A 23,546-nucleotide genomic window follows, 5' to 3' on the forward strand; every position below is an offset into this window, starting at 1 on the left:
TCATCCCAACCCCGACAAAGCTGGTTTTATGCCTGTGGCAGGAGATTACGGATTTATTTTTAATTTTGGAAAGGATTACCGGACAAATTATGACATTCTGGCTCACGAGCTTGCCCACGGTGCCTTTAACCTACGCCATCCCTTTAGCCCTAAAAGTACCTATCAGCTACCCCGGGGTTCCACCGATAACCTTATGGACTATGGGAAGCCCGCTCAAGGGACAGGGCTGTGGAAGTACCAGTGGGATTTGATTCATAACCCGGAATTTGTGTTGTTAGCGCATGCGGAGGAGGAGGAAGAGGGGGCTTTAAAAGGGAAGAATGATTATGACAAAGTAATAAATGTAATTGAGATGCTCCGATGTGGGTACAATTCAGATAGGAAGGTGCAATTTCAAAAAGATGTCTTTTCTTGGTTTAATGAATCTGCAACAGTCAGAGATTTTGATGGTTTATACGATAACATAACATACGGATATATTTATGTTCAACTTAACGATGATGATGAGTTGATAAAATATCCTTCAGATTTGGAATTAGAAGAACCAGATAATATTCTTAATTCATTACTTAACTTAACAAGGGGAGAAGTATTGAAACTTGATTTTGGGGGATTATTTATTTTAGTGGATAAAGGTAATGCTGAATATTTATTAAATTATTTAACTCCATCCAAACAGGAATATGAATTACAACAGAGACAGTTTGTTACATCCATTAAAGACTTATATGATAGTAAGCAATATACCAGACAAAGAGTTTTAAAAATTCTACGAACTTCATCTCAATGTTTATATGAGTCTTTGACAAAAGATCAACGAATTAGTTTGTTGGGATTTATTAATGATGGAAGCAATATCCCGGAAGTTGCTGAAAAGATTGTTATTGACATAATAAGAACGACGCCTGAGGAACAAATCAGGCTATTTCTTGAAGATTTTTCTAAAACTGGGTTGTTGGCTGAATATAATGAAATAATGAATGATTTTGGAGGCGACGATAATTATACACAATTTATTTTTGAGCTTTTAAAATTATATTTGAAGGAGTTTTCAGATGATTTGGATTGTTTTTTTTCAAACAACTCCATGGGGCCAGCTCTTTGTAGATAATCAGGTTCGTGGTTTAGGTAACTCAATATATGAATACAAAACTCCCTATTACTGGTGGCAAAAAGGATGTAAATTCCCCACCTGGAAGTATGGAGATAAAGGTGTTTTTGTTTCGAACCAGAATACTTGTGGTTACTTTAACAAATCAGGTGTTGAATTAAACCCTCTGGAACCTGTAGTCGTGTATTTTGAGGAGGATCTTGATTTTTATTCGCTTCCACCTGAAAGAGAAGAACGGGTTGTTTCTATGCCGGCCTTTGTGTTACCATGGTTACGACAAAAAGCTTCAGACAGTGAGGGGCTGCGGATTGCAGGTAATGCCGTAACAATTGTAACATCTTTTGCAACTCTTGGGACAACTGGTGTTGTGGCCTCTGGGTTGCGGGGTACCTTGATTAATGCTTTGACTTATATCAACAAAGTTGATGCGGCAATAAATATTCTTTTAACAAATGAAACAATTAGAGAGAGCATCGGAAATATTGGTGATGGGAAAGGACAAGATTTTATTGATAAATATCAATCTATTAGAACTTATTTGAGTTTAAGTACCCCAACGATTGAAGGTTTGTTAAAGAAAAAAGCGATAAAAGATCTTGCCTTTGATTATATTACTCTAAGCAACGCTTGGGAATTAATAAAACATTCTTCTGAGATCAAATCAATTTTACCTAATGGCGAAATTGATAAAATATCAATTGATATAAAAAAAATAATTGAACTTGTAGAAAATGAAGAAGATGTTGTTAGGTGAAATGAAAGTATTGCGTTCATCCTGGGATAATGCTTTCTTATTGAGTAAGATTATTTTGATATTAACAATTAATGCCAATATAATCTTAGGAATAAGAATATTACCATTATATAAACAAATTGAAGGTTCAGTTATTGAGATTGTTAAGAATGGAAGTTACACATTGACAAATATTGGTGGAGCTGATAGACCTTCTAATTGTATGTATTTAAAAATAGACTCCTATAATTCAAGGGTTATACATAGTAAAAACGAATATGCGGATCTGTTTTCAATTGGAGATAAGGTTAAAGTATGGGTGTATAAACAACATGGCGAATATCAAATAGTCAAAGCCCAACGAGGTCAGGAAGTTTTAATTGAGCATAATGATGTTTGGGCAACAATTGTGTTTGTTTTAATGGTTGGAAGTCTGGCTATTGTGTTGTTCGAAATTGTAGTCAAAAAAGTTTTGCCAAAAAGAAAAGGTAGGTGATTTTTTCCTTTTCCCCTGCTCGGCGAAGTTTGCAACTTCGTCGTTTAAACCTTTGTAGTTTTTAACTACAACAGATGATGTTGTGATTGAGCTTTAACTTTAAACAGCAAATAACCTTTATCTTTAATTAACTCTTTCCTATATAATTATTTAAATAAGGCTGTCGGGCTTGTAGGGAACCGACCTTGGCAGGTAAGCCTAAAAACCGTAGTTTTTAGAGTGAAATCTGGCTCAGTCTTGATTTTCTTTGCCTACCCCCTGCTCGGCGAAGTTTGCAACTTCGTCGTTCATACATCTGTCGTTTTCAACTACCATAGAAAGAATAGCGATTAAACTTGGTCATATTTCCACCTTAACCAGACAGATGGGAACCACGCTCGGGGAAGTTTAGCTTCGCTGATTTCCGCTTCGCTCCAATTCTTTGATCTCCTGAAACCGGGATTTCGTAAATTCAAAAAGTGGCATAGCTGAGCGGTAACTTCATCGCCTAAAATTTCAATATCTATCTTGTTGTTTTGACAACTAACTGTACGCCTGTTTAGTTTTAAAGTTCTGGATGACGTTGTCAATCAGGAAGAATAAATTTTTTCGGGTCTCCGGGTCGAGTTGCTCCCCGCTCGGCGAAGTTTGCAACTTCGTCGCTCAAACCGCTGTAGTTTTTAACTACAACAGATGATGTTACGATTGATCTTTAACTTTAGACAGCAAATAATCTCTATCTTTAAAGGTAAAATGTTTCCAAAATGAGCACAGGTTATCAAATCAAAGATCAGGAGGGATTATACTTTCTAACATTTCAAGTCGTAGAATGGGTCGATATATTTACTCGTCCTGTATACAGGGATATTGTTATAGATAGTTTGAAGTATGCTATTGAAAACAAGGGGTTACAGGTTTTTGCATACGTGATAATGAGTAATCATGTTCATTTGATTATGCAAAGCAGTACAGGACAATTAAGTAACACTATTCGAGACATTAAAAAATATACCTCCAAGCAGATAATTGATGCTATTCTGTCAAATGCAGAAAGTAGACGAGAATGGTTGCTCAACTGTTTTCAGTATGCAGCTCAAAAACATAAACGTAATTCACAATATCAAGTGTGGACACATGAGAACCATGCTGTTTATCTTTATAGCCCTGATTTTATAGCCGAGAAAATTCAATATATTCATAATAATCCAGTAAGGGCTATGGTTGTTCAGGATCCAGAAGATTATTTGTATTCCAGTTCCAGAAATTATGCATCTTTGTCAGCAGTTTTGGATATCGAGCCATTGGTGTTACCAGTTATAGTTGTTCGGTAGTTAAAAACCCCCCGCTCGGCGAAGTTTGCAACTTTGTCGTTTAAACCGCTGTAGTTTTTAACTACCTCAGAAAAAATCACGATTAAATTGGTCATATTTCCACCTTAAACAGCCAGATGGGAGCCGGATATTTTCTACTTTAAAGGTAAAAAAAATTTTATGTCTACCGGCTATCAAATCAAAGATCAAAATGGATTGTACTTCCTAACTTTTCAGGTGGTAAATTGGGTTGATATTTTCTCACTGGATTCACAACAATCCGGTGTGTTTAAGGATTGTTCAAAATTCTGAAGACTACTTATATTCATCTGCTCGAAATTATGCCGGTTTAAGTGATTATCTGGAGGTAGATGTCTTAAGTTTGCCTGCAAAGACTGTTTAAAATGGTAGTCTGGAGACTACAGGAGGTCATTCGACGAAGTTGCAAACTTCGCCGAGCGGGGGTAGTCTGGAGACTACAGGTGGGAAACGACGAAGTCACAGACTTCGCCGAGCCGGGGGGATATTTATCGGGATATCGTATTGGATAGTTTTGACTTTGCAATGAAAAACAAAGGTTTTCAATTATTTGTCTATGTGATAATGTCAAATCAAGTACATCTGGTTGCCAATAGTAGCGAAGGAAACTTAAGTGCCTGCATTAGGGATATCAAAAAATATACAAGTAAGAAAATTGTTGAAGCTATAAACTTACAGACCGAAAGCTGACGTGACTGGTTGCTCCCTTTATTTCTACGAGCAGAGTCACAACACAAGCGAAATAACTCTTATCAGTTTTGGACTCATGAGAATCATGCCATATTGTTATATTCTAACGATTTTATAACACAGAAAATTGATTATATCCATAACAATCCGGTACGCTCAAGAATTGTTCAAAATCCTGAAGATTATTTATATTCATCTGCTCGAAATTATGCCGGTTTAAGTAATTATCTGGAGGTAGATATCCTGAGCTTGCCTGCAAAGACTGTTTAAAATGGTAGTCTGGAGACTACAGGAGGTCATTCGACGAAGTTGCAAACTTCGCCGAGCGGGGGAATGAGTTTTTATTGGCTTTAGATGCAAAACTTAATGCCATTCGAAAGAACCTCCAAAACATTTTCAGCTGGTGTATAAGAATATTCATAGGGCTTTAATCGAACGTTTTCCTTGTGGAATATTCTTTATTGTTGAAGATGGAGCTATTTATGTTTTAGCCATTCAACATACCAGCAGAAACCCCAAACTCTGGAAGAAACGTAAATAAACTCCCCCCGCACAAGTCGGTAAATGCGGTGTTCATCCTCGTCAGTCAGCAAAAAAACCACCAAAACCGTACCTCCTATTTCTCCTTGTAATATCTCTCCACATCAACCTCCGGGTGAATTTGAAAGTTGTTGTTCTCGATTTTTTGTATCAGTTGATTGGCTGACCAGGGAGCTAGGAGCAGGCCTTTAGAACCAAGGCCGTTCAATATTCCAATGTTTGGCTGGTTTTTAAGAAATCCAATTACCGGTCGTCTGTCATGTGTAGTGGGCCGGATGCCGGCTTCCTGATGAATAATGGAAAAGGGGAAGTTACTAATCTTCTCAAGTTTCTTAATTATTTCGTTTTTCGCTTCATTTGTGATGTTCGTATCGGTGTATTCCCATGCATAAGTTGAACCTACTTTATATTTTTGGTTATGTATGGGCAAAATAAAGAGATTCTTTGTGATGATTTCTTTGTGGTTGTAGACCTGGCTGTTAAGGGTCAGTATTTCACCTTTTGTGTGTCTGTATTTTACCCGGTTAAATGGTTGCTGGTCGTTGTTAAAACTCCCCTGGCACAGTATTACTTTTTGGTATGTTTGGTTATTGAAGCGAACCTCATTATCATCTGTCTTTAAATCTTTGCTGATATCAATATTTTCATGAATGAGTAATCCATTTGTTTCCAGATATTGCCTGAAACACGTAATTAAAGTCTGGATATCATACCAGCCGCCTTTATGAACCGTCCCATATCCATTGGGAGTTTTAATGTATGGTGAAATGGGGGCGTAAGATATTCGGGGATCAATATACTTCTCTAATCCGTTTTCTTTGTATTTCCTGCTCCAAAAAAGATCTTCTCCGGGACCTAAAATTCTTTGTATCGGTGTTGGATAGAAAAATTCTTGGCCTAGAAAGTCCTCTAATTCATGAGTTGTTCTTAAAAATTCAGGATACAAATCGTCAATCAACCAGGATTTGGTCATTCGTCTGAAAACAATCGGGTTTACCATTCCCCCGGCTTTCAGTGAAGCCTTTTGCTGATTGTTGTCATCGATAACCGTAATGGCGTACCCTTTTTGAAGAAGCTTAAAAGCCAATATTGTTCCGGCCAGCCCTTGTCCTATGATTAGTGTTTTCAATTTTTTTAAAGAGGAAACATTTAAAGGGGTAAATGGTTTTGATATTGAAAGGATGTTCTATTGTCATCTTCATGCAACTCAAAAAAAAATCCTACTTTCGCTGTCATGTTCTTGTGCGGCATTTCATTCTTTGGGATGGTATTTTTTCGCATGAAATAAAGAGATATCCTAAAATCTAATAAAAAACAAATGAACCGAAATTTTATCACAGCCATTGCCCTGGCAACGATTATGTCGGCCTGTGGCAATGGCAAAAGTGCTCATCAGGAGGATGAGGCTTTGAAAAACAATCCGTTAATGAAAGAGAGTACGTTGCCCTATGGGGCGCCCGATTTTGGGGCAATCAAAGACAGTGATTTTAAACCGGCCCTGGAAGCCGGAATCAATGAGAAACTGGCAGAAGTTGAAGCCATTGCCAATAGCAATGATGAGCCAACGTTCGAAAATACTTTGGTGGCACTGGAGAAGAGCGGGCAGACGTTGAACCGTGTTTACGGGGTATTTGGTATGCTGACAGGCGCCAATACCAATCCTGAACTGCAGGCAGTGGAAGAGGAAATGGCTCCTAAAATGGCCGGTCTGAACAATGCGATTTACCTGAATGATAAACTTTTTGAACGCGTTAAGACTGTTTATAATCAATTGGATGAACTGAATCTTGATGCTGAATCGCGCCGACTGGTGGAGGTTTATTACGAGAAATTCGAACTGGCAGGGGCCAATTTGTCTTCCGAAGCCAAGGAGAAGATGCGTAAGCTCAATGAAGAAGAGGCTTTGCTCAGTGCTCAGTATGCCAACCGATTGTTGGCGGCCGCGAAGAAAGGTGCGCTGAAAGTAGAAGACAGGGATATGCTGGACGGCTTGTTGGATAGTGAAATTGATGCTCTGAAACACGAGGAGGAGGGCAAAACGGTTTATGTATTGCCGTTGCACAATACCACGCAACATCCAATGCTGGCTTCGCTTCACAATCGCGAGACACGTAAACAGCTTTTTGAGCATTCTCTATTGCGTGCCCAGCGTGGCGACGAGAACGATACCCGTGACATCATTAAGCGGATTGCGCTGATTCGTGCCGAACAGGCGCAGCTGATGGGGTTCGAAAACTATGCTGAGTGGAATCTCAAAGACCAGATGGCTAAAACACCGGAAGCGGCCAATAACTTTATGGCTGAACTGGTTCCGGCGACAGTGGCAAAGGCTGAAAAAGAGGCTGAAGAAATTCAGAAGGTAATAAAGCAAAAGGGCGGTGATTTTGAGTTGAAGCCATGGGACTGGAACTACTACTCCGAAATGGTGCGGAAAGCGAAATACGACCTCGATGAAAGTGAAATTAAGCCCTATTTCGAGATGAATAGTGTGTTGGAAAACGGGGTGTTTTATACTGCTTCGAAGCTGTATGGTATCCGCTTCGAGGAGCGTCACGATATTCCTGTTTACAGCGACGATATGCGGGTGTTCGAGTTGTTCAACGAGGATGGCAGTACGATCGGACTTTTTTATACCGATTTTTATAAACGCGACAATAAATCTGGTGGTGCCTGGATGAGTGAAATTGTGGGGCAGTCAAAGTTACTTGGCCATAAACCGGTAATCTACAATGTCTGCAACTTTAAAAAGCCTGCTGAAGGAGAACCTGCGCTTATCAGTTATGACGATGTGACGACCATGTTTCATGAGTTTGGACATGCTCTGCACGGATTGCTGGCCGACCAGACCTATCCAAGTCTGGCGGGAACCAATGTAGCCCGTGATTTTGTGGAGTTACCTTCTCAAATCAATGAGCACTGGGCTTTGTATCCCGAAGTATTCAACAATTACGCGGTGCATTACGAAACCGGTGAGCCTATGCCGAAGGAGTTGGTCGATAAAGTGGTGAAAGCTTCTAAATTTAATCAGGGATATGCCCTTGCCGAGGTGTTGGCAGCTGCCGGACTGGATATGCAGTGGCACATTATCTCACCCGACCAGAATATTGATGATGTGGATGCTTTCGAGAAGCAGGCACTGGAAAACATTAACCTCAATTTGGATCAAATCCCCCCCCGTTATCGTTCTACCTACTTCCTGCATCTTTGGGGACATGGCTATGCTGCCAGCTACTATGCTTATTTGTGGGCCGAAATGCTCGACAACGATGCGTATGCCTGGTTTGAGGAAAATGGCGGATTGACCCGCGAAAATGGTCAGCGCTTTAGAGAGTTGATTCTCTCACGCGGAAATACGGAAGACTTCAATAAGATGTTTCTGGAGTTCCGTGGAAGCGAACCTGACATTGAACCGATGTTGAAGCATCGGGGACTGTTGTAAGGAGTTAGTTGCTTAGTTGAGAGGCAGAAGGCAGAAGCAGAGGCTGGAAGATAGAGGTTAGAAGTTAGAAGGTTAGAAAACTCAGCTTATTAAGCTTGAGTCATCTCAGTTTGCGATAGAATGCTAAAAAAAGGAAAACCGGAGTGAATTAAGAATCACTTCGGTTTTTTTTTTTGACCAATTTTCTTCTCTTATGGTTTATTGATATTAGTCATCAATTCCCAACATGAACTTTACTCCAATAATAATTCCGCCAGGAGCCATGAAATTGATAAAACGCTTAGAGTTATTTGTGAGTAAATGGCCTGATTTAACCCGGTAAACATTATCTTCCAGTGGGATAGAGAACCCTCCGCTAAATACAAACTTTGACCTGGTACCAACTTTTAGATTATATGAATATAGTAAATTGATGGTGCTGTAAGCAAAAAGATCCAGCGTAACCTCTTTGTCATTGTCTTCAATAGGCTGGTATCCATATCCGTACCCGCCATACCCACCGTATCCACTATTATATCCTGAAGTTTCCAATGTTGTTTCCAATTCTTCCATACCTGAAGAATAGGAAATATCCATGCTGATAGAAGAACCAAAGCCACTTTCTTTAGGGTACCAGGAAAGGCCGCCGGTAGCTCGCAGTCCCCAGGTGCTCAGACCACCTGTTCCGTAAACTGAAAAGTTATTATTGACTGCGTGTTCCAGTCCAACACCAATGCCGTAATCGTTTATTCCAAAACCAGCTCCCAGAAAGGTTTTCGGAAGTTTTGATTTTGTGTTTGAGCTTTCCTGAGCCGATATGTTCTGAAAAGAAAAAAGAGTAAGATAAAGGATGGTTAGGACTGTGGTGCAGGGAAATAAAAATTTTGAGTTCATGGGTAAAGGGTTCAAATTAGGAATAGAATATTTTTATGTAAAAATACTAAGTGCCCTTTAATTGACCAAAAAAGCAGGATTGTCTTATCTTGATAATTGCTTTTGAGGTTGTTTAAAAGTTTCAAATTTTCTGTGCGATAATGCCATATGCTATGTTTGATAAAAAATAACAATGCTTGCGGTAGCAAGGATTTAATCTGTTTTTCTAATTTTATTTTCTTTTTAGATACCATCTAATTTTTAGCTTTTTCTAATTTTGCCGAATGCAAAAACTATTTGTTTTCGATTTGGATTTTACCCTGTGGGATGCTGGTGGAACTTGGTGCGACCATACCAATCCACCATACCGAAGGGTTAATCGTCATGTGGAAGACTCGTACGGAAGTCGCATTGTTTTGTATCCCGATGTTCTGGAAATATTAAACCGTTTAGAGGAGAATAATATCCCTATGGCTTTAGCTTCAAGGACAGGAGCTCCTTCATGGGCCATGCAATTGCTGCAGCTTTTCGAAATAGACCACTTTTTCCCCTACCAGGAGATCTACCCGGTCAGCAAAATCAAACACTTTGATGTCTTGAAAAAACAGACCGGGTTTTCTTACTCCAATATGGTGTTTTTCGATGATGAAATGCGAAACATCCACGAAGTAGGTGCATTGGGAGTTCAGGCCATCTATGTTGAAAATGGTTTGTCTCTTCAATTGGTAGAAGAGCAATTGGTGCTTTAAACTCCAGGCATGAATTTTACGCCATAATTAAACCGCCCGGTGCCATCCAGTTAATAAAAGTCTTTGGTTTAAAGATCCTGGAAGTTGAATTTCTACAAAAAATCCCACCTCAAAAAGAAGTGGGATTTTTTATTGGAATTGGTTAGAGCGGATTATCTAACAAATGCCCTTATTTCTTCTTTTGAGACAGGGGGAATGGCACCGCTTTTTGAAGCCACAATAGCACCAATTGCGCTGGCGAGATCAATGGCCTTTTGTGGTTTGGAACCATTCAGAAGTTCGCTGATGAGGGTTGCAAGAAAAGAATCCCCGGCACCAACCGTGTCAGCAACGGTTACTTGATAGCCTTTGTTGTTGACAAACTCGTCGTTTTTCAACAATAATGCTCCTTTTTCACCACGGGTCACACAAATCTGACTGGTATCTGTCTTTTTCGCAATAAATTTCATGCATTCTTCCAACGAATCGGGAATATGTCCAAGACCAGTGCAAATTTCAAAAATTTCACTGTCATTGAATTTTATGAAATGGGCATATTTCATCAGATTTAGAAGTGTTTCCATCGAATAATGGGGAGGACGCAAGTTGATATCAAAAACATTAAATTTTGAATGATTCAACAATTCCATTAGAGTGTTGCGCGATGTTTTTTTGCGCGCAATAAGGCTTCCGTAAATAAAAGCATCCGCATTTTTAACAAGGGTGATTTCTTTTTCCGAAAGTTTAATGTCGTCCCAGGCACAGGGCATTTTTATTTCGTATGATGCCGATCCTTTATCGTCCAAATGAACCGAAACCATACTGGTTGAGTATTTTTCACTTGTCTGAATATAATCCAGATTGGCGGAACATGCTTTCATTTCATCGATAATCTCTTTCCCATTTTTATCGTTGCCAATGGCGCTGATTACTGTTGATTGGTTGCCAAGGGATTGTGCCCGGAGTGCAACATTTAAAGGAGCACCACCGAGTTTTTTCCCTGTTGGCAACATATCCCATAATACTTCTCCAAAACAAACTATTGATTTCATAAGAATAATTTTTAACATTTTAGAATTGTGGAACCGGCCTTCCATAAAGGAGGAGTTGGCTTTCTTTCCAATGCTTCTCGCTCGTTCAGGATTTAAAGAATTCACATATCAATGTTCGTTAAACCCTGCATTGATTTCTCTTACACAATCTTTTACATTCTTGTTCCGGAGTTTTTCCAGGGAGGAAAGAAAAGCATCAACGAAAGCTTTGTTGTTAACAAGATCACCAAATACGGGCTCAATTTCCAAAAAGCGAATTGGGTTTTGATGAGACAGGGCCGCAGCACGAATTAATTCGTTGCTCATTGCATCTTCAATGGCATACGTGTTGCCATTTTCATCAATACCATCATTGTATTTGCACCATGCAGCCACCACAAATGCAGCTCTGGCAAAATTCCCACCGTTTTTAAGCTGTGCTTTAATTGTAGGCAGTAAAAAAATGGGGAACTTCGCCGAACTTTCAAGGCAAATCCGCGCAATCAAATCTTTGATGTAAATATTCCGGAAGCGATCAATGAGGCTGTTTTTATATTTTTTGAGATTGATATCGCCCAAATCTCCAAGTGTTGGGGTCACCTCTTCATCCATAAATGCCCGTAAGAAAACTTTAAAATCGCTGTCGCGTGCAGCCTGATCAATGGTGCGGTAACCATGCAAGGCACCAAGCATGCCTAAAACGGAGTGCCCTGCATTTAGCAACCTCAGTTTCATGTTCTCGAACGGCACTACATTTTCAACAAACTGAACGCCCACCTTTTCCCATTCCGGTCTTCCTGCTTTGAAATCATCCTCAATCACCCACTGGATAAAAGGCTCACAAACCACCGGCCATTGGTCATCAATTAGAAACTTTTCCTGCAATTTCTCAATATCTTCTGCCACTGTAACGGGCGTAATGCGGTCGACCATTGCATTGGGGAAAGAAACATTTTCCTCGATCCAGGGGAGCAATTCAGGCTCAGCTTTTTGAACATAGTTTAAAAATGATTTTTTTGCTACATCACCATTCCCCTGGATGTTGTCACACGATTGTATGGTACACCCTCCGGAGTTGCAATTCATGCGTAATTTCATGGCTTGGGCCAGATATCCAAAGACAGTTTTTGGAGACATAGGATTTTTCATGTCTTCCACAATTACAGGATTGCTGAAGTCAAATTCGCCGGTACCTTCATTTAAGTTGTACCCTCCTTCGGTTATAGTAAGTGAGATGATTTTAATATCCGGATCTGCCATTTTCTCGATAACGGCAATGGGATTCTCAGGTGCAAATATGTATTCTACAATTGAGCCAATAACTCTGGCATTCAGGGAACCATCAAGCTCCTTGGTGACCAGCGTATAAAGACCATCCTGGTCTTTCAGGATGTTGTAGATTTTGCGATCGTGGTCTAATAATCCTACCCCGCAAATTCCGCAATCCAAAACTCCGGATTGCTCCATTAACTCGTTTGTGTAAAAAGCTTCATGCGAGCGATGGAAATTCCCTACACCAATGTGAACGATGCTGGTTTTTACTTTGTCGCGGTCATAAGAAGGTGTTTTTACATTGGGCAACAATCGGCTTAAATTCTCTTGTTTTAAAGATATTGAAGTTTTCATTTTTTTCATTTTTGCTCTTGCCTTCCTTTATTTTTGGAATTATTGGCAAGAAAAGTTATTGAATAATATTTGTTCTAACGTTGAATCTCTGTGGGGAAGAGTTAAAGAAAAATCGCCGTCTGATTATTCCTTCACTGTTTTAAGGTTCTTTTCCCGACGGAGCTTCCAGTATGCAGAAACAAAGTACCCGACTGTGCATACAAATGCATATTTATGAAAGATAGCCTTGTTGAAGTTATAGATTTCCATATCCGGGCTGTAAAACATGGTTGCAATTGCCATTGCTAAGATTACAACGAGACAGGATATTGAGAAGTATTTCAAGACTTTAGAAAAAGTCGAGGTGTCTTTTAATTGTACTTTTTCGTGTTTGGCTTTTTCTTCCTGGTAGGTTGAAATGTCAGTCTGTAATTGCTTTTCTTCCTTTATTTCTTCAGTGTATTTTTTTGAGGCACCATTCATCTTTGCCAGCAGTGTATATAAAATTAGTGTAAAGAACCAGGTTGGGATAAAAAGATAATAAAACGACATTACATTCAGATAGTTGAGTCCGAATCCGAGTATAAGCCCTGCGATCCATGATATAATGGCGGGTTTGCTGGTAATTAGTCTTTGGTAATAGGCCCAGTACCTTGTAAGCCCAATTTTTGGGAAAATAAAATGTTCTGCAAAAACTATGGCACCCACCGGTACCACGAGTAAGCCGGCAAAAGTAAGCATCGGAAGCATTTTTGAAAAAACGAATGGGAAACAGGCAGTTATTACGGTAAAAATTCCAACCACCATGGTTGTTTTTCTGCGTGAATGATTTTTAAATATTGCCTGTGCTGCCAGTCCTGCGCGATACAAATTGGCATTGGCTGTAGTCCATCCGGCAACGAGCACGATCACAAAACCTGAAGCACCTAAGGCATAGTAGGCTACATCACCCGGATCTAATTCCAAAACAGGTTTGTTTAATAAAACTCCGGCTCCGGCACCCATTATTCCGGCAGCAATCCATGCAATATAGTGTCCGAAGAGCATACCAAAGCTGGAATAAAGTCCATAACTTGATTTTTTGGCATAACGTAAGAGGGCCATATCGATAAGACCTACGTGGGTAATGGTATTCGCTGCCCAGGCAAAACCAATGACCTCTAATAACCCAATTCCCTGTTCGCCGGTAACGGTTACTCCTCTCCAAACAGATTGGTCGCCGATGTGGACAAACTCGCTAAAGCTTGAAATGGATGTGGTACCGATGACAGAATTGGCAAGGGCAGGAAGCAATGCCAGCGCACCGGCTACAAACAGAGTGAACAGCCAGGGGGCGCATATCGTGCTGAAATCGGCCACTGTATTGAAACCATAAATGGCAACCAGAACTACTATAAAGCCAACAGCAAGCACAATTAAAATGAACCACATGTTCGTTGAATACCAGTTTAATTGTGCCGGAATGCCAAACAAAAATCGCACTGCCGATGATGAGACTGTTATCATAGCGGCAGAGATTACTGTAAAAATTATTGCATTTGCCCAGTTGTAAAGTTTAGTCATTGAGTCACCTGCAATTTTGTTAAGGTAAGTATATAGGCTCAGGCGGGTCTGAACTGCGATGGGTGAGGTGAGAAAAGTCCAGCTTAATACAGCCAGAATATTCCCGATAAGTAGTCCGAATAAGATGTCGCGGGTACTCGCACCAAGAGTAACAAAAGTTGCTCCGATTACAAATTCTGTTGCCGCAACATGTTCCCCGGCATATAATCCGGCGAAATGTTTCCCCCCATGCAATTTATTTTTGCAATTGGCAACTGCTCTTCATCGAGGTGGTCGAAATTTCTAATAGACTTGTTTTTCATAATCATTTATGCTTTATGAAATTACATTAAAAAATTGAAACAGATAGGAGTAAAGCACCAAGTTTTGTCTCCGGATTCCAAAATGCGGTCGCTAAAACCGGGACAGTATTTGACAGAAGGTTTACTTTCTTATTTATCGTTACACCCAGGTTGGTAATGTTGGAGTTATTGCTGTAAAACGTTTTTTCAGTAACAAATGAAAAAGCACCCCCGGCAAAAAGCTTAAGACTTGTTTCCTTTTCAGAAAAGAAAGTGTAACTCAACTCCACATAGTTAGAATATGAATTGGTGTCTGTATTGTCTTTATTTACTTTAAAATCGCCACCGTTCCCAAAAAGTATTGTTGACCAGCACAATTTCAGTGGTAGTTGATCTGAAACGGTATATTGAAAGACAATATCCACAAAGTTTGGGGAGGTGTGTTTGTCGTAACTGAAAATGTTTACTTCTTCAGAATTGCTGTAGTTGTTGTGACTTATCAGGGATATGTCAAAGTTGCGGGTGAAATGGTAAGTTGTATAGTAGGAAAACTCTTTGTATTGTCCGTTAAAGCTGGCGCCACCCCACAATCCTGCAATAAGTTTTTCATTTGAAGACGTATATTCAATACTTGAGGCCATCATTGCTCCCGGAGTTACTACGCTTCCATGCCAAAGGTGCATGTTTTGAATCTTTAGGTTCACGCTTAAACGGTCAAAAAGCAAATTTTCATTTTGTGCTTTAGCAATGTTGGGAAATATAAAAAACGAAGCTGCAGCAAATAGTAGAAATCCGCATACATTATTTAAACGTATAAAAAGGTTATTATTTCTTCTGGAGAAATTCTTGTGTTTTCCTATTTCTTGTACCTGGAATTTCATGTTGTTAACTATTAGATGATGTTTAGAGAAAATTTCAAAAACGTAAAAAAAACGTTTTATGCAAATATAATATACAAAAAACAAAAAATGCAAATAAAAAATAAATAAATTTTAATTATTTTTTTATATGTCCCATGAATAGCGGCTTGTAGCCATGTTGTATTTTGGGTTTGTTGACAGTGTTTTTAATTTTTTTATTGGTCCATGTTAAAAAAATACTCAAATAATTTTGGAAAAACGTTATTAGTACGTAATATTGTTATTGCATTTATGGCTTAGATAATTTGGGGAAATAGTAAATTCCTTTTTATATTTAATGTCAAATTTTTTTTTAATAAAACGTGAATAAGACGTAAGTTGTTATGGATTTTAGAAAAATTTCGAATATATCTGTGGAATGTGTAGTCTTTGGGTTAGACCAGAACGGTATCAATATTCTTTTATCAAAGCGTTCATTGAAAATGTATGATGACAAATATCCGGTAATTGATGATTGGGTGTTAACAGGTGATCATGTGCTAAAAAGCGAGAGACTGGATAAATCAGCAGAGCGTATTTTTTATGGGCTTACTGGTTTGAAGGATGCTTATAAAAAACAGTTCCGCACTTTTGGAAATCCGGAACGTATAAAAAATGAGAAGGATGTATTGTGGTTGAAGAGTCGTGGAGTATATCCACGTGTAATGTCGGTTGCCTATTATTTTTTACTTCCCGCTTTCAGGGTCAAACTTTGCAATGAAAATACCAGATGGTTTTCCTTGGATAATTTACCGAAATTAGGATTCGATCATTCTGAAATAATATCAAAAGCCTTTAATGATTTGCAAAACAGGGTAGTGGTTGAGCCGTTAATATTTGAATTTCTGGACGACAAGTTTACCTTGAATGAATTGCAGATTGCCTACCAATATGTGTTTGATGTTGAGATAGATAATCGGAATTTCAGAAAAAAGGCTATCAATAAAACCTACATTGTTCCGCTTGACGAGAAGCGCCTTGGTCATGGTTCAAAGAAACCAGCGAATCTGTATATGTTTAGTAAAGATATCTATGAGAAAACGCGTGATAAAAGCCAAATTATAAATATTTAAAAGTCATTCGGGTGGTTTCTTTGTCCTTGGGAAGAAAATGTCTAAAACAAAGCTTTCTCTGCTTTTGGTGTGGGCTTTAGTTTCGAAGTTTCTTTGTTGAAAACAGGGGGTCCCGATTGTGCTTTTTGTTGGTTTTTAGGATAAAAACCTTTCAAAAGTCGCTTATGCATCGCTATCTCAGTGCTGGTGATACAACTGTTGTATATCCTTTTTCTGCAAGACTCTTCATAGTTGGCAGTCTTTGCTTCCTGACCGGAGTACCAATTAATTATCGTATGCTTTCGATTGATCGCAATACCTGAATCTGTAGCACTTCTATTCTTCCCCATTTTAACAATGGTTAATTCTCTTCGTGGCTTTTTATTCTTACCTTTGCGCTCCCAAATCGGGTAAAGTATCTTTTAGGATAAAAAGTGCCCGGTTACAGCTTTGTTGGTCATCAGTGGGTAAGAACTCCGTAGATATTGACAAACAGGGCAAAATTAAGTACTTTTTTGAATTATCTATCGATTAAAATTTTTCAATGATTACAGTTTCCAATCTCGCCATTCAGTTTGGCAAAAAATTTCTTTTTCAGGACGTTAACGTGAAGTTCACGCCAGGCAATTGCTATGGGGTAATCGGTGCCAATGGAGCAGGGAAATCAACCTTGATGCGACTGATTAGCGGCGAACTTGATTCTACCCGGGGACATGTGGAATTAGGCCCCGGCGAACGTTTGTCAGTATTGCGTCAGGATCACCATGCCTTTGACCAGAATCAGGTGCTGGAGACAGTGTTGATGGGGCATGAAAAGTTATGGGAAATCAGCAATGAGAAAAATGCTATTTATGCCAAGCCCGATTTTTCGGAAGCTGATGGGATGCGTGCATCGGAACTGGAGGAGCAATTTGCCGAGATGGACGGATGGAATGCCGAAAGTGATGCGGCCATGTTACTGAGTGGTTTGGGCATCAAAGAAAGTCTGCACAACAAGCAGATGAATGAGTTGAACGGTAAGGAAAAGGTGAAGGTGTTGCTTGCACAGGCGTTGTTTGGCAAGCCCGACAACTTGTTGCTCGATGAGCCTACCAACGACCTTGACCTGGAGACTGTACGCTGGCTGGAGAATTACCTGGCCAATTTTGACAATACTTTGTTGGTGGTATCGCACGACCGTCACTTCCTTGATTCGGTCTGTACCCACATTGTGGATATCGACTATGGTAAAGTACAGCTCTTTTCAGGTAATTATACTTTCTGGTATCAAAGCAGCCAGTTGGCTTTGCGTCAGCAATCATCTCAAAATAAAAAGGCCGAGGAGAAGAAGAAAGAACTTCAGGAGTTTATTCAGCGCTTCAGTGCCAATGTGGCTAAATCGAAACAGGCTACCAGTCGCCGCAAGATGCTGGAAAAACTAAATGTAGAGGAGATTCAGCCTTCCACGCGCCGATATCCGGGGATTATCTTTACCCCTGATCGTGAAACCGGTAACAGCATTCTGACGGTATCGGGACTTAGCAAAAAGGCTGAAGATGGTACTCAGTTGCTGAACGACCTGAACTTTACGGTGGAAAAGGATGATAAGATTGTTTTTCTTTCACGCAGCTCGCAGGTAACTACTGCGCTGTTCGAAATTCTGAATGAACGCATGAAGCCTGATGCCGGTTCTTTTAATTGGGGAGTTACCATCACTACGGCTTATCTGCCCATGGAAAACAGCGAGTTTTTTCAGGGGGATTATTCTCTGGTGGATTGGTTGGCGTTGTATTCTGATGATACCAAAGAGGATTTCCTGAGAGGTTATCTGGGGAAGATGCTTTTTTCAGGTGAGGATATCCACAAAAAAGTGAATGTGCTGTCGGGAGGAGAGAAGATGCGTTGTATGATTTCCCGGATGATGTTGCGCAATGCCAATGTGATGATGCTTGATAATCCGACCAATCATCTGGACTTGGAAACCATTCAGGCATTCAACAACACACTCATCAATTTTAAAGGAAACATCCTGATGAGTTCACATGACCATGAGTTTATTCATTCAGTATGTAACCGGATTATTGAAATTACGCCAAACGGAACCATCGACAAAATGATGGATTACGACGATTACGTCACCGACGAAAATATTGCCGCCTTGCGTGAAGAGATGTATCGCTAGGTGGTGCGATTTCCAAATCGCACTATCTCACCAGATGGGCAGATTCTTTCTGTCGAAAGAGGCAGAGCCGATGCCAATACGGACCATTTCAGGAAGAGTTGAATTTTAATAAAAAAAGTGCGGTTCGGAAACCGCACTTTTTTTATTGGGCAGTAATGATACTGCATCTACTATACTTTGTTCACCATCACCTTATAGGTTGGGTCTTCCATTACATTTACATCAATAATAGCTTCTGCATTTTGCAAAAGCTTCCGGCAGTCAGGACTAAGGTGTTTCAGATGAACTTTTTTACCTACCTTAAGGTAGCGTTCAGTAATTTTATTGAGTGCTTCAATGGCCGACATATCTACCACACGACTCTCTGCAAAATCGATAATTACTTCGTCCGGATCGTTTTGTACATCAAATTTGTCATTGAAAGCGGTTACGGAACCAAAAAACAATGGTCCATAGATCTCGTAATGTTTAATGCCTTCTTTATCGAAACGCTTACGAGCCCGGATGCGTTTGGCGTTGTCCCATGCAAAAACAAGGGCTGAGATGATGACTCCGATGATCACTGCCAGTGCCAGGTTGTGTAAGAACACAGTGACAAGGGTTACTGTCACCATGACAAACAGGTCTGATTTGGGCATTTTTCCAAAGGTGCGAAGACTGGCCCATTCAAAAGTTCCGATGGATACCATAATCATAAGTCCGGTTAATGCAGCCATGGGAACTTTCTCAATCAGTCCCGATCCAAACATCACAAATACCAGTAACATCACAGCTGCTACAATTCCTGATAATCGCGCTCTTGCTCCATTAGAGGTGTTGATCAGACTCTGACCAATCATGGCACATCCGCCCATTCCTGAAAAAACACCGGACAACATGTTGGCAGCGCCCTGTGCTACAGCTTCCTTGTTACCGCTTCCGCGTGTTTCAGTAATTTCGTCCACAATATCGAGGGTCAGCAGACTTTCAATCAGACCTACACCGGCAACAATGGCAGCGTAGGGGAATATGATTTCCAGAGTTTCTAAACTAATGGGGATATCAGGAATATGAAATGGGGGGAAACCACCTTTTATTGAAGCCAGATCACCCACTGTTTTTGTGTCAATATTGAAAAAAGTGACAATGCCAAAAATGACAAGGATCGCTGTCAGTGATGCGGGAACCGCCTTGGTGATTCTGGGAAGTCCCCAGATAATCAGCATGGTAAGTAGTACCAGTCCTAGTAGAATGAATAAGGATTCACCTGTGAGCCAGTCCCCTGAAGGGTCTTTGAATTGCACCAGCTGTGACATGAATATAATGATGGCCAGCCCGTTGACAAACCCAAAGATAACAGGGTGAGGGACCAGGCGGATGAGCTTTCCCAGTTTCAGAAAGCCTGCTGCCATTTGTAAAAGACCGGCGAGAACCACCGTTGCGAACACATATTCCACTCCGTGACTCTGGGCCAGGGCAACAATTACAACGGCAACAGCTCCGGTTGCCCCTGAAATCATTCCGGGGCGGCCACCAAAAATGGAGGTTACCAGACCCATTACAAAGGCAGCATAAAGACCGGTTAGTGGTGATAATCCTGCTATAAGCGCAAAGGCTACAGCTTCCGGAACCAAAGCCAGGGCCACGGTTATCCCGGAAAGGATTTCAGTTTTGTAGTTAATTTTCTGCTGGAAATTGAAAAAATCGAGAAGTTGCTTCATTCGTAAGGTGTCGATGATTAGTTTTTGAGCCTGCAAAAATAGTTCTAATATAACCAGACACCAAGATTGACAGGGTGTTGAACCTCTTGTCTTTTATTAAAGATGTTTAAAAAAAGTTGGTATTCTCTTTAAAATTGAATGGAACATACATGATTTTTTACCTCTTTTTATTTCCTTTCCCGGAAATAACTACCTTTATCAATGAAAATAGATACATTAACAAAGGTCTTTAATTGTCAAAATTAATCTAATCCCAAAATCTGTTATGAACAACAAATTCTTTGCTTTATTCGCACTTCTTTTTTATTCGTTTTGCTTTTTTTTTAGTTCCCAAGCACATGCTGAAATCCCCGAAGAATTAGAAATATTTCTTCAAAAATCTGATACTACAAATCTTTATTGGAAGTTAGATGAAGACCCCGGTTTTCCAGGTGGAGAATCTGCTTTCCGAGAATACTTTGTCGAAAATCTTTCCTATCCTGTAGCTTCACAACAAAATGGAGTTCAGGGTAAAGTTTTTGTGTTGTTTATTATTGAAAAAGATGGCACTTTCAGTGCGGTTCAGGCAACCAATAAATATGACGGAAATCTGGAAAAGGCAGCTGTAGAACTTGTACGTAATATGCCTAAATGGAACCCTGGCAAAGTAAAAGGAGATATCGTCCGGTCTTTGATGATATTGCCGGTTAATTTTACGTTGGAATAATGACTCAATGTTGGTGTAATTAATTGTATTAACAGAGGTGGAAAAGTATCGAGTGATCAAGACTGTATCCATATGAGTATTGATAGTTTGAATGATTGCCCAACTTAGGCAACTGTGAATAATTTAATTCCAAGTTCAATTCGCTGACAGGTGCATTTACCGGTTTTAAAAATCATTTTTTATTATCTTCGCGCTACATCACCACAATCATCCGCTTTATGAAGGTCTGTATCGCCGAGAAACCCAGTGTTGCCAGAGAAATTGCACGTGTGTTGGGAGCCAAAAACCAACGCGACGGCTATTATGAAGGAAATAATTTTCAGGTAACCTGGACTTTCGGGCATCTGTGTACACTTAAAGAACCGCACGATTATACCCCGGATTGGAAGCGCTGGCGGATGCATTCTCTGCCGATGGTGCCTGCCAAATTTGGGATAAAATTATTGAGCAATCAGGGAGTGGTGAAGCAGTTTCGCACCATCAGTCAGTTGGTGGAAAAAGCTGATGAGGTAATAAACTGTGGTGATGCCGGCCAGGAAGGAGAGGTGATTCAGCGATGGGTTTTGCAAAAAGCGGCTTGTAAATGTCCGGTGAAACGGCTGTGGGTCTCATCGCTGACTGAAGATGCCTTGAAGGATGGGTTCGCCAAACTTCGCGATGCAAAGGAGTTCGACAGGCTTTATGCTGCCGGAAGCATGCGCGCTATTGGCGACTGGCTGCTTGGTATTAATGCAACAAGGCTCTATACTCTAAAATATGGTCAGCAAGGTCAGGTACTCTCTATCGGAAGGGTTCAAACCCCAACTCTTGCACTTATTGTGGATCGATATAAGGAGATTGAGAATTTTGTTCCTCAAACCTATTGGGAACTTAAAACAACATACAAAGAGGTGGTTTTCTCTGCAACCAGTGGTAAATTCTTTAAAAAGGAAGAGGCGCTGGAAGCCATGGAGATTATCAAGGATAAGGAGTTTGAAATTACCAATTTTAGCCGCAAAAAGGGAAAAGAAGCTCCTCCGCGTTTGTTTGATTTGACTGCTCTGCAGGTGGAATGCAACAAGCGTTTTGGTTTTTCTGCCGATGAAACCCTTAAACTGATTCAGTCTCTTTACGAAAAGAAGGCCACCACCTATCCGCGTGTGGATACCACTTATCTGAGCGATGATATTTATCCTAAAGTTGCATCAACACTCAAAGGGCTGAAACCCTATGAATCATTAACCGCCCCGCTTCTTGATAAAAAAATCAGGAAGTCCAAGAAAGTGTTCGACAACAGCAAGGTGACGGATCACCATGCTATTATTCCTACCGGACAGATTCCTCAGAATTTAAGTCGAAATGAAAAAATGGTGTTTGACACTGTGGCTCGTCGTTTTATTGCTGCTTTCTGGCCCGATGCTACCATTTCTACCACCACGGTGGAGGGGAAAGTGGATAAGGTAAAGTTTAAAACTTCAGGTAAGCAGATTGTCGATCCGGGATGGCGTGAAGTGTATAAAAAAGATTCTGCCGGGAAGAAACCTGGTGACGATAATGTGCTTCCAGACTTCGAAAAAGGTGAGAAGGGGCCGCACACACCGGATCTTCAGGAAAAGGAAACGCAGCCTCCCAAACCTTATACGGAGGCCACTTTACTGAGGGCCATGGAAACGGCCGGTAAGCAGGTTGATGATGAGGAATTACGCGATCTGATGAAGGAAAACGGTATTGGACGGCCATCTACACGTGCAGCCATCATTGAAACCCTGTTTAAACGGAGATATATTACCAAAAATCGTAAGAGTCTGGCTCCTACTGTTACGGGTGTTCAGCTCATTGACAGTGTGAAAAATGACATGCTTAAATCGGTGGAATTGACCGGATTGTGGGAGAAAAAACTCCGTGACATAGAGCGTGGTAACTATGATGTGAAAGCTTTTATGGAGGAGATGAAAGAGATGGTTTCCAGTGTGGTGCAGGTGGTAAAGAACGATCGTTCGGCGCGAAAAATTGAAGTGACTGAGGAGCAAAAAAAGGCCGCGGCTGCTAAAGAAAAAGCCCAAAATGCGGAATCCAAAAGTGAAGCAACCGTAGAAAGTAAATTGTCTTGTCCCCGGTGCGGTGAGGGAAAAATGGTTAAAGGGAAGAATGCGTGGGGATGTACGAGATACAGGGAAGGTTGTAAAACACTAATTCCGTTTGAGTATCTGAACAAGAAGTTGACCGATAAACAGGTGGAAGCGTTACTGACTAAAGGAAAAACTCCGGTCATAAAAGGGTTTGAAGTGGAGGGTGAAAAAGTGGATGGCATATTATCACTGGATGACAATTACCAGCTCCGTCTGGAAAAAGATGAAACACCGGTCTGGAAATGCCCCAGATGCGGTCACGGGATAATTATCAAAGGGAAAAATGCCTGGGGCTGTAATCGTTACCATGAGGGATGCCGGGTGCTTATTCCGTTTGTCTTTATGGGGAAAAAATTGACCGATAAGCAGGCCGGCGATCTTATACTTAATGGCAAAACAAATTTGCTGAAAGGCTTTAAATCAGCTGACGGGACCGGGAAAAAAGGCAGAATTACCTGGAATGAGAGTTATCAACTGGTATTGGAGCAATGAGGTTCGACGGATCGGCGCTCAGCTTTGCTGC

The 23,546-nt window shown here is 40.4% G+C and carries 18 protein-coding genes; 10 read left to right on the plus strand and 8 right to left on the minus strand.

Annotation, left to right across the window (positions count from 1 at the left end; genetic code table 11):
- The first annotated feature begins 28 nt into the window (after nt 1–28).
- The 4 genes from W7W_RS0104280 (at nt 29) to W7W_RS0104295 (ending at nt 3,650) form a co-directional block, all read left to right on the plus strand.
- Nucleotides 29–1,111: a hypothetical protein gene (locus W7W_RS0104280; RefSeq protein WP_148660827.1), complete on the plus strand. Its 1,083-nt coding sequence runs from the start codon at nt 29–31 to the stop codon at nt 1,109–1,111.
- Nucleotides 1,056–1,865, plus strand: a complete 810-nt coding sequence (locus W7W_RS0104285; RefSeq protein ID WP_010662604.1) for a hypothetical protein — start codon at nt 1,056–1,058, stop codon at nt 1,863–1,865. The genes W7W_RS0104280 and W7W_RS0104285 overlap by 56 nt, the downstream gene beginning before the upstream one ends.
- Nucleotides 1,843–2,340 (plus strand): hypothetical protein, encoded by a 498-nt coding sequence (locus W7W_RS0104290; protein ID WP_010662605.1) that lies wholly within the window; start codon nt 1,843–1,845, stop codon nt 2,338–2,340. Before W7W_RS0104285 ends, W7W_RS0104290 begins: the two co-directional genes overlap by 23 nt.
- A 743-nt stretch (nt 2,341–3,083) precedes the next feature.
- The gene (locus W7W_RS0104295) at nt 3,084–3,650 is read left to right on the plus strand and encodes an REP-associated tyrosine transposase (protein WP_010662606.1); all 567 of its coding nucleotides are present in this window, start codon (nt 3,084–3,086) and stop codon (nt 3,648–3,650) included.
- A gap of 1,324 nt (nt 3,651–4,974) precedes the next feature.
- Here the strand turns inward: W7W_RS0104295 and W7W_RS0104305 are convergent.
- A complete protein-coding gene (locus W7W_RS0104305) occupies nt 4,975–6,027 on the minus strand; it encodes an NAD(P)/FAD-dependent oxidoreductase (RefSeq protein ID WP_010662608.1) in 1,053 nt (350 codons plus the stop codon).
- A 189-nt stretch (nt 6,028–6,216) separates the two neighbouring features.
- Here W7W_RS0104305 and dcp point away from each other — a divergent pair, with 189 nt between their 5' ends.
- Nucleotides 6,217–8,337, plus strand: coding sequence for a peptidyl-dipeptidase Dcp (dcp, locus tag W7W_RS0104310; RefSeq protein ID WP_010662609.1), 2,121 nt, complete (start codon nt 6,217–6,219; stop codon nt 8,335–8,337).
- A 207-nt stretch (nt 8,338–8,544) separates the two neighbouring features.
- On the opposite strand, the gene W7W_RS0104315 is transcribed toward dcp, so the two are convergent.
- The gene (locus W7W_RS0104315) at nt 8,545–9,210 is read right to left on the minus strand and encodes a hypothetical protein (RefSeq protein ID WP_025006771.1); all 666 of its coding nucleotides are present in this window, start codon (nt 9,208–9,210) and stop codon (nt 8,545–8,547) included.
- A 263-nt stretch (nt 9,211–9,473) separates the two neighbouring features.
- Here W7W_RS0104315 and W7W_RS0104325 point away from each other — a divergent pair, with 263 nt between their 5' ends.
- Complete coding sequence (locus W7W_RS0104325) at nt 9,474–9,938, plus strand: magnesium-dependent phosphatase-1 (protein ID WP_081485156.1); 465 nt, start codon at nt 9,474–9,476, stop codon at nt 9,936–9,938.
- Between the two features lie 152 nt (nt 9,939–10,090).
- Here the strand turns inward: W7W_RS0104325 and W7W_RS0104330 are convergent, their stop codons facing one another.
- The 4 genes from W7W_RS0104330 to W7W_RS0104345 all read right to left on the minus strand — a co-directional run bounded on the left by W7W_RS0104330 (nt 10,091) and on the right by W7W_RS0104345 (nt 15,080).
- Nucleotides 10,091–10,969, minus strand: a complete 879-nt coding sequence (locus W7W_RS0104330) for a carbohydrate kinase family protein (RefSeq protein ID WP_025006770.1) — start codon at nt 10,967–10,969, stop codon at nt 10,091–10,093.
- 108 nt (nt 10,970–11,077) lie between these two features.
- On the minus strand, nt 11,078–12,574 hold the full coding sequence (locus W7W_RS0104335; RefSeq protein WP_025006769.1) for a mannitol dehydrogenase family protein: 1,497 nt from the start codon (nt 12,572–12,574) through the stop codon (nt 11,078–11,080).
- Nucleotides 12,575–12,697: 123 nt separating this feature from the next.
- Nucleotides 12,698–14,350, minus strand: coding sequence for a purine-cytosine permease family protein (locus W7W_RS21675; protein WP_010662615.1), 1,653 nt, complete (start codon nt 14,348–14,350; stop codon nt 12,698–12,700).
- Nucleotides 14,351–14,444: 94 nt separating this feature from the next.
- A complete protein-coding gene (locus W7W_RS0104345) occupies nt 14,445–15,080 on the minus strand; it encodes a hypothetical protein (RefSeq protein WP_157202439.1) in 636 nt (211 codons plus the stop codon).
- A gap of 560 nt (nt 15,081–15,640) precedes the next feature.
- On the opposite strand from W7W_RS0104345, the gene W7W_RS0104350 reads away from it, so the two are divergent.
- The gene (locus W7W_RS0104350) at nt 15,641–16,369 is read left to right on the plus strand and encodes an NUDIX hydrolase (protein WP_010662617.1); all 729 of its coding nucleotides are present in this window, start codon (nt 15,641–15,643) and stop codon (nt 16,367–16,369) included.
- A gap of 41 nt (nt 16,370–16,410) precedes the next feature.
- Here W7W_RS0104350 and W7W_RS0104355 read toward each other — a convergent pair whose 3' ends face one another.
- Nucleotides 16,411–16,698: a hypothetical protein gene (locus tag W7W_RS0104355; RefSeq protein WP_010662618.1), complete on the minus strand. Its 288-nt coding sequence runs from the start codon at nt 16,696–16,698 to the stop codon at nt 16,411–16,413.
- Between the two features lie 194 nt (nt 16,699–16,892).
- On the opposite strand from W7W_RS0104355, the gene W7W_RS0104360 reads away from it, so the two are divergent.
- Nucleotides 16,893–18,509, plus strand: a complete 1,617-nt coding sequence (locus W7W_RS0104360; RefSeq protein ID WP_010662619.1) for an ABC-F family ATP-binding cassette domain-containing protein — start codon at nt 16,893–16,895, stop codon at nt 18,507–18,509.
- A gap of 170 nt (nt 18,510–18,679) precedes the next feature.
- Here the strand turns inward: W7W_RS0104360 and W7W_RS0104365 are convergent, their stop codons facing one another.
- Nucleotides 18,680–20,209 (minus strand): SulP family inorganic anion transporter, encoded by a 1,530-nt coding sequence (locus W7W_RS0104365; protein ID WP_010662620.1) that lies wholly within the window; start codon nt 20,207–20,209, stop codon nt 18,680–18,682.
- A gap of 265 nt (nt 20,210–20,474) precedes the next feature.
- Here W7W_RS0104365 and W7W_RS21680 point away from each other — a divergent pair, with 265 nt between their 5' ends.
- The gene (locus W7W_RS21680) at nt 20,475–20,915 is read left to right on the plus strand and encodes an energy transducer TonB (RefSeq protein WP_010662621.1); all 441 of its coding nucleotides are present in this window, start codon (nt 20,475–20,477) and stop codon (nt 20,913–20,915) included.
- A 218-nt stretch (nt 20,916–21,133) separates the two neighbouring features.
- Nucleotides 21,134–23,515, plus strand: coding sequence for a type IA DNA topoisomerase (locus tag W7W_RS0104375; protein WP_010662622.1), 2,382 nt, complete (start codon nt 21,134–21,136; stop codon nt 23,513–23,515).
- The last annotated feature ends 31 nt before the right edge of the window (nt 23,516–23,546 follow it).

This window comes from Marinilabilia salmonicolor JCM 21150, assembly GCF_000259075.1.
GTDB classification, from domain to species: Bacteria; Bacteroidota; Bacteroidia; order Bacteroidales; family Marinilabiliaceae; genus Marinilabilia; species Marinilabilia salmonicolor.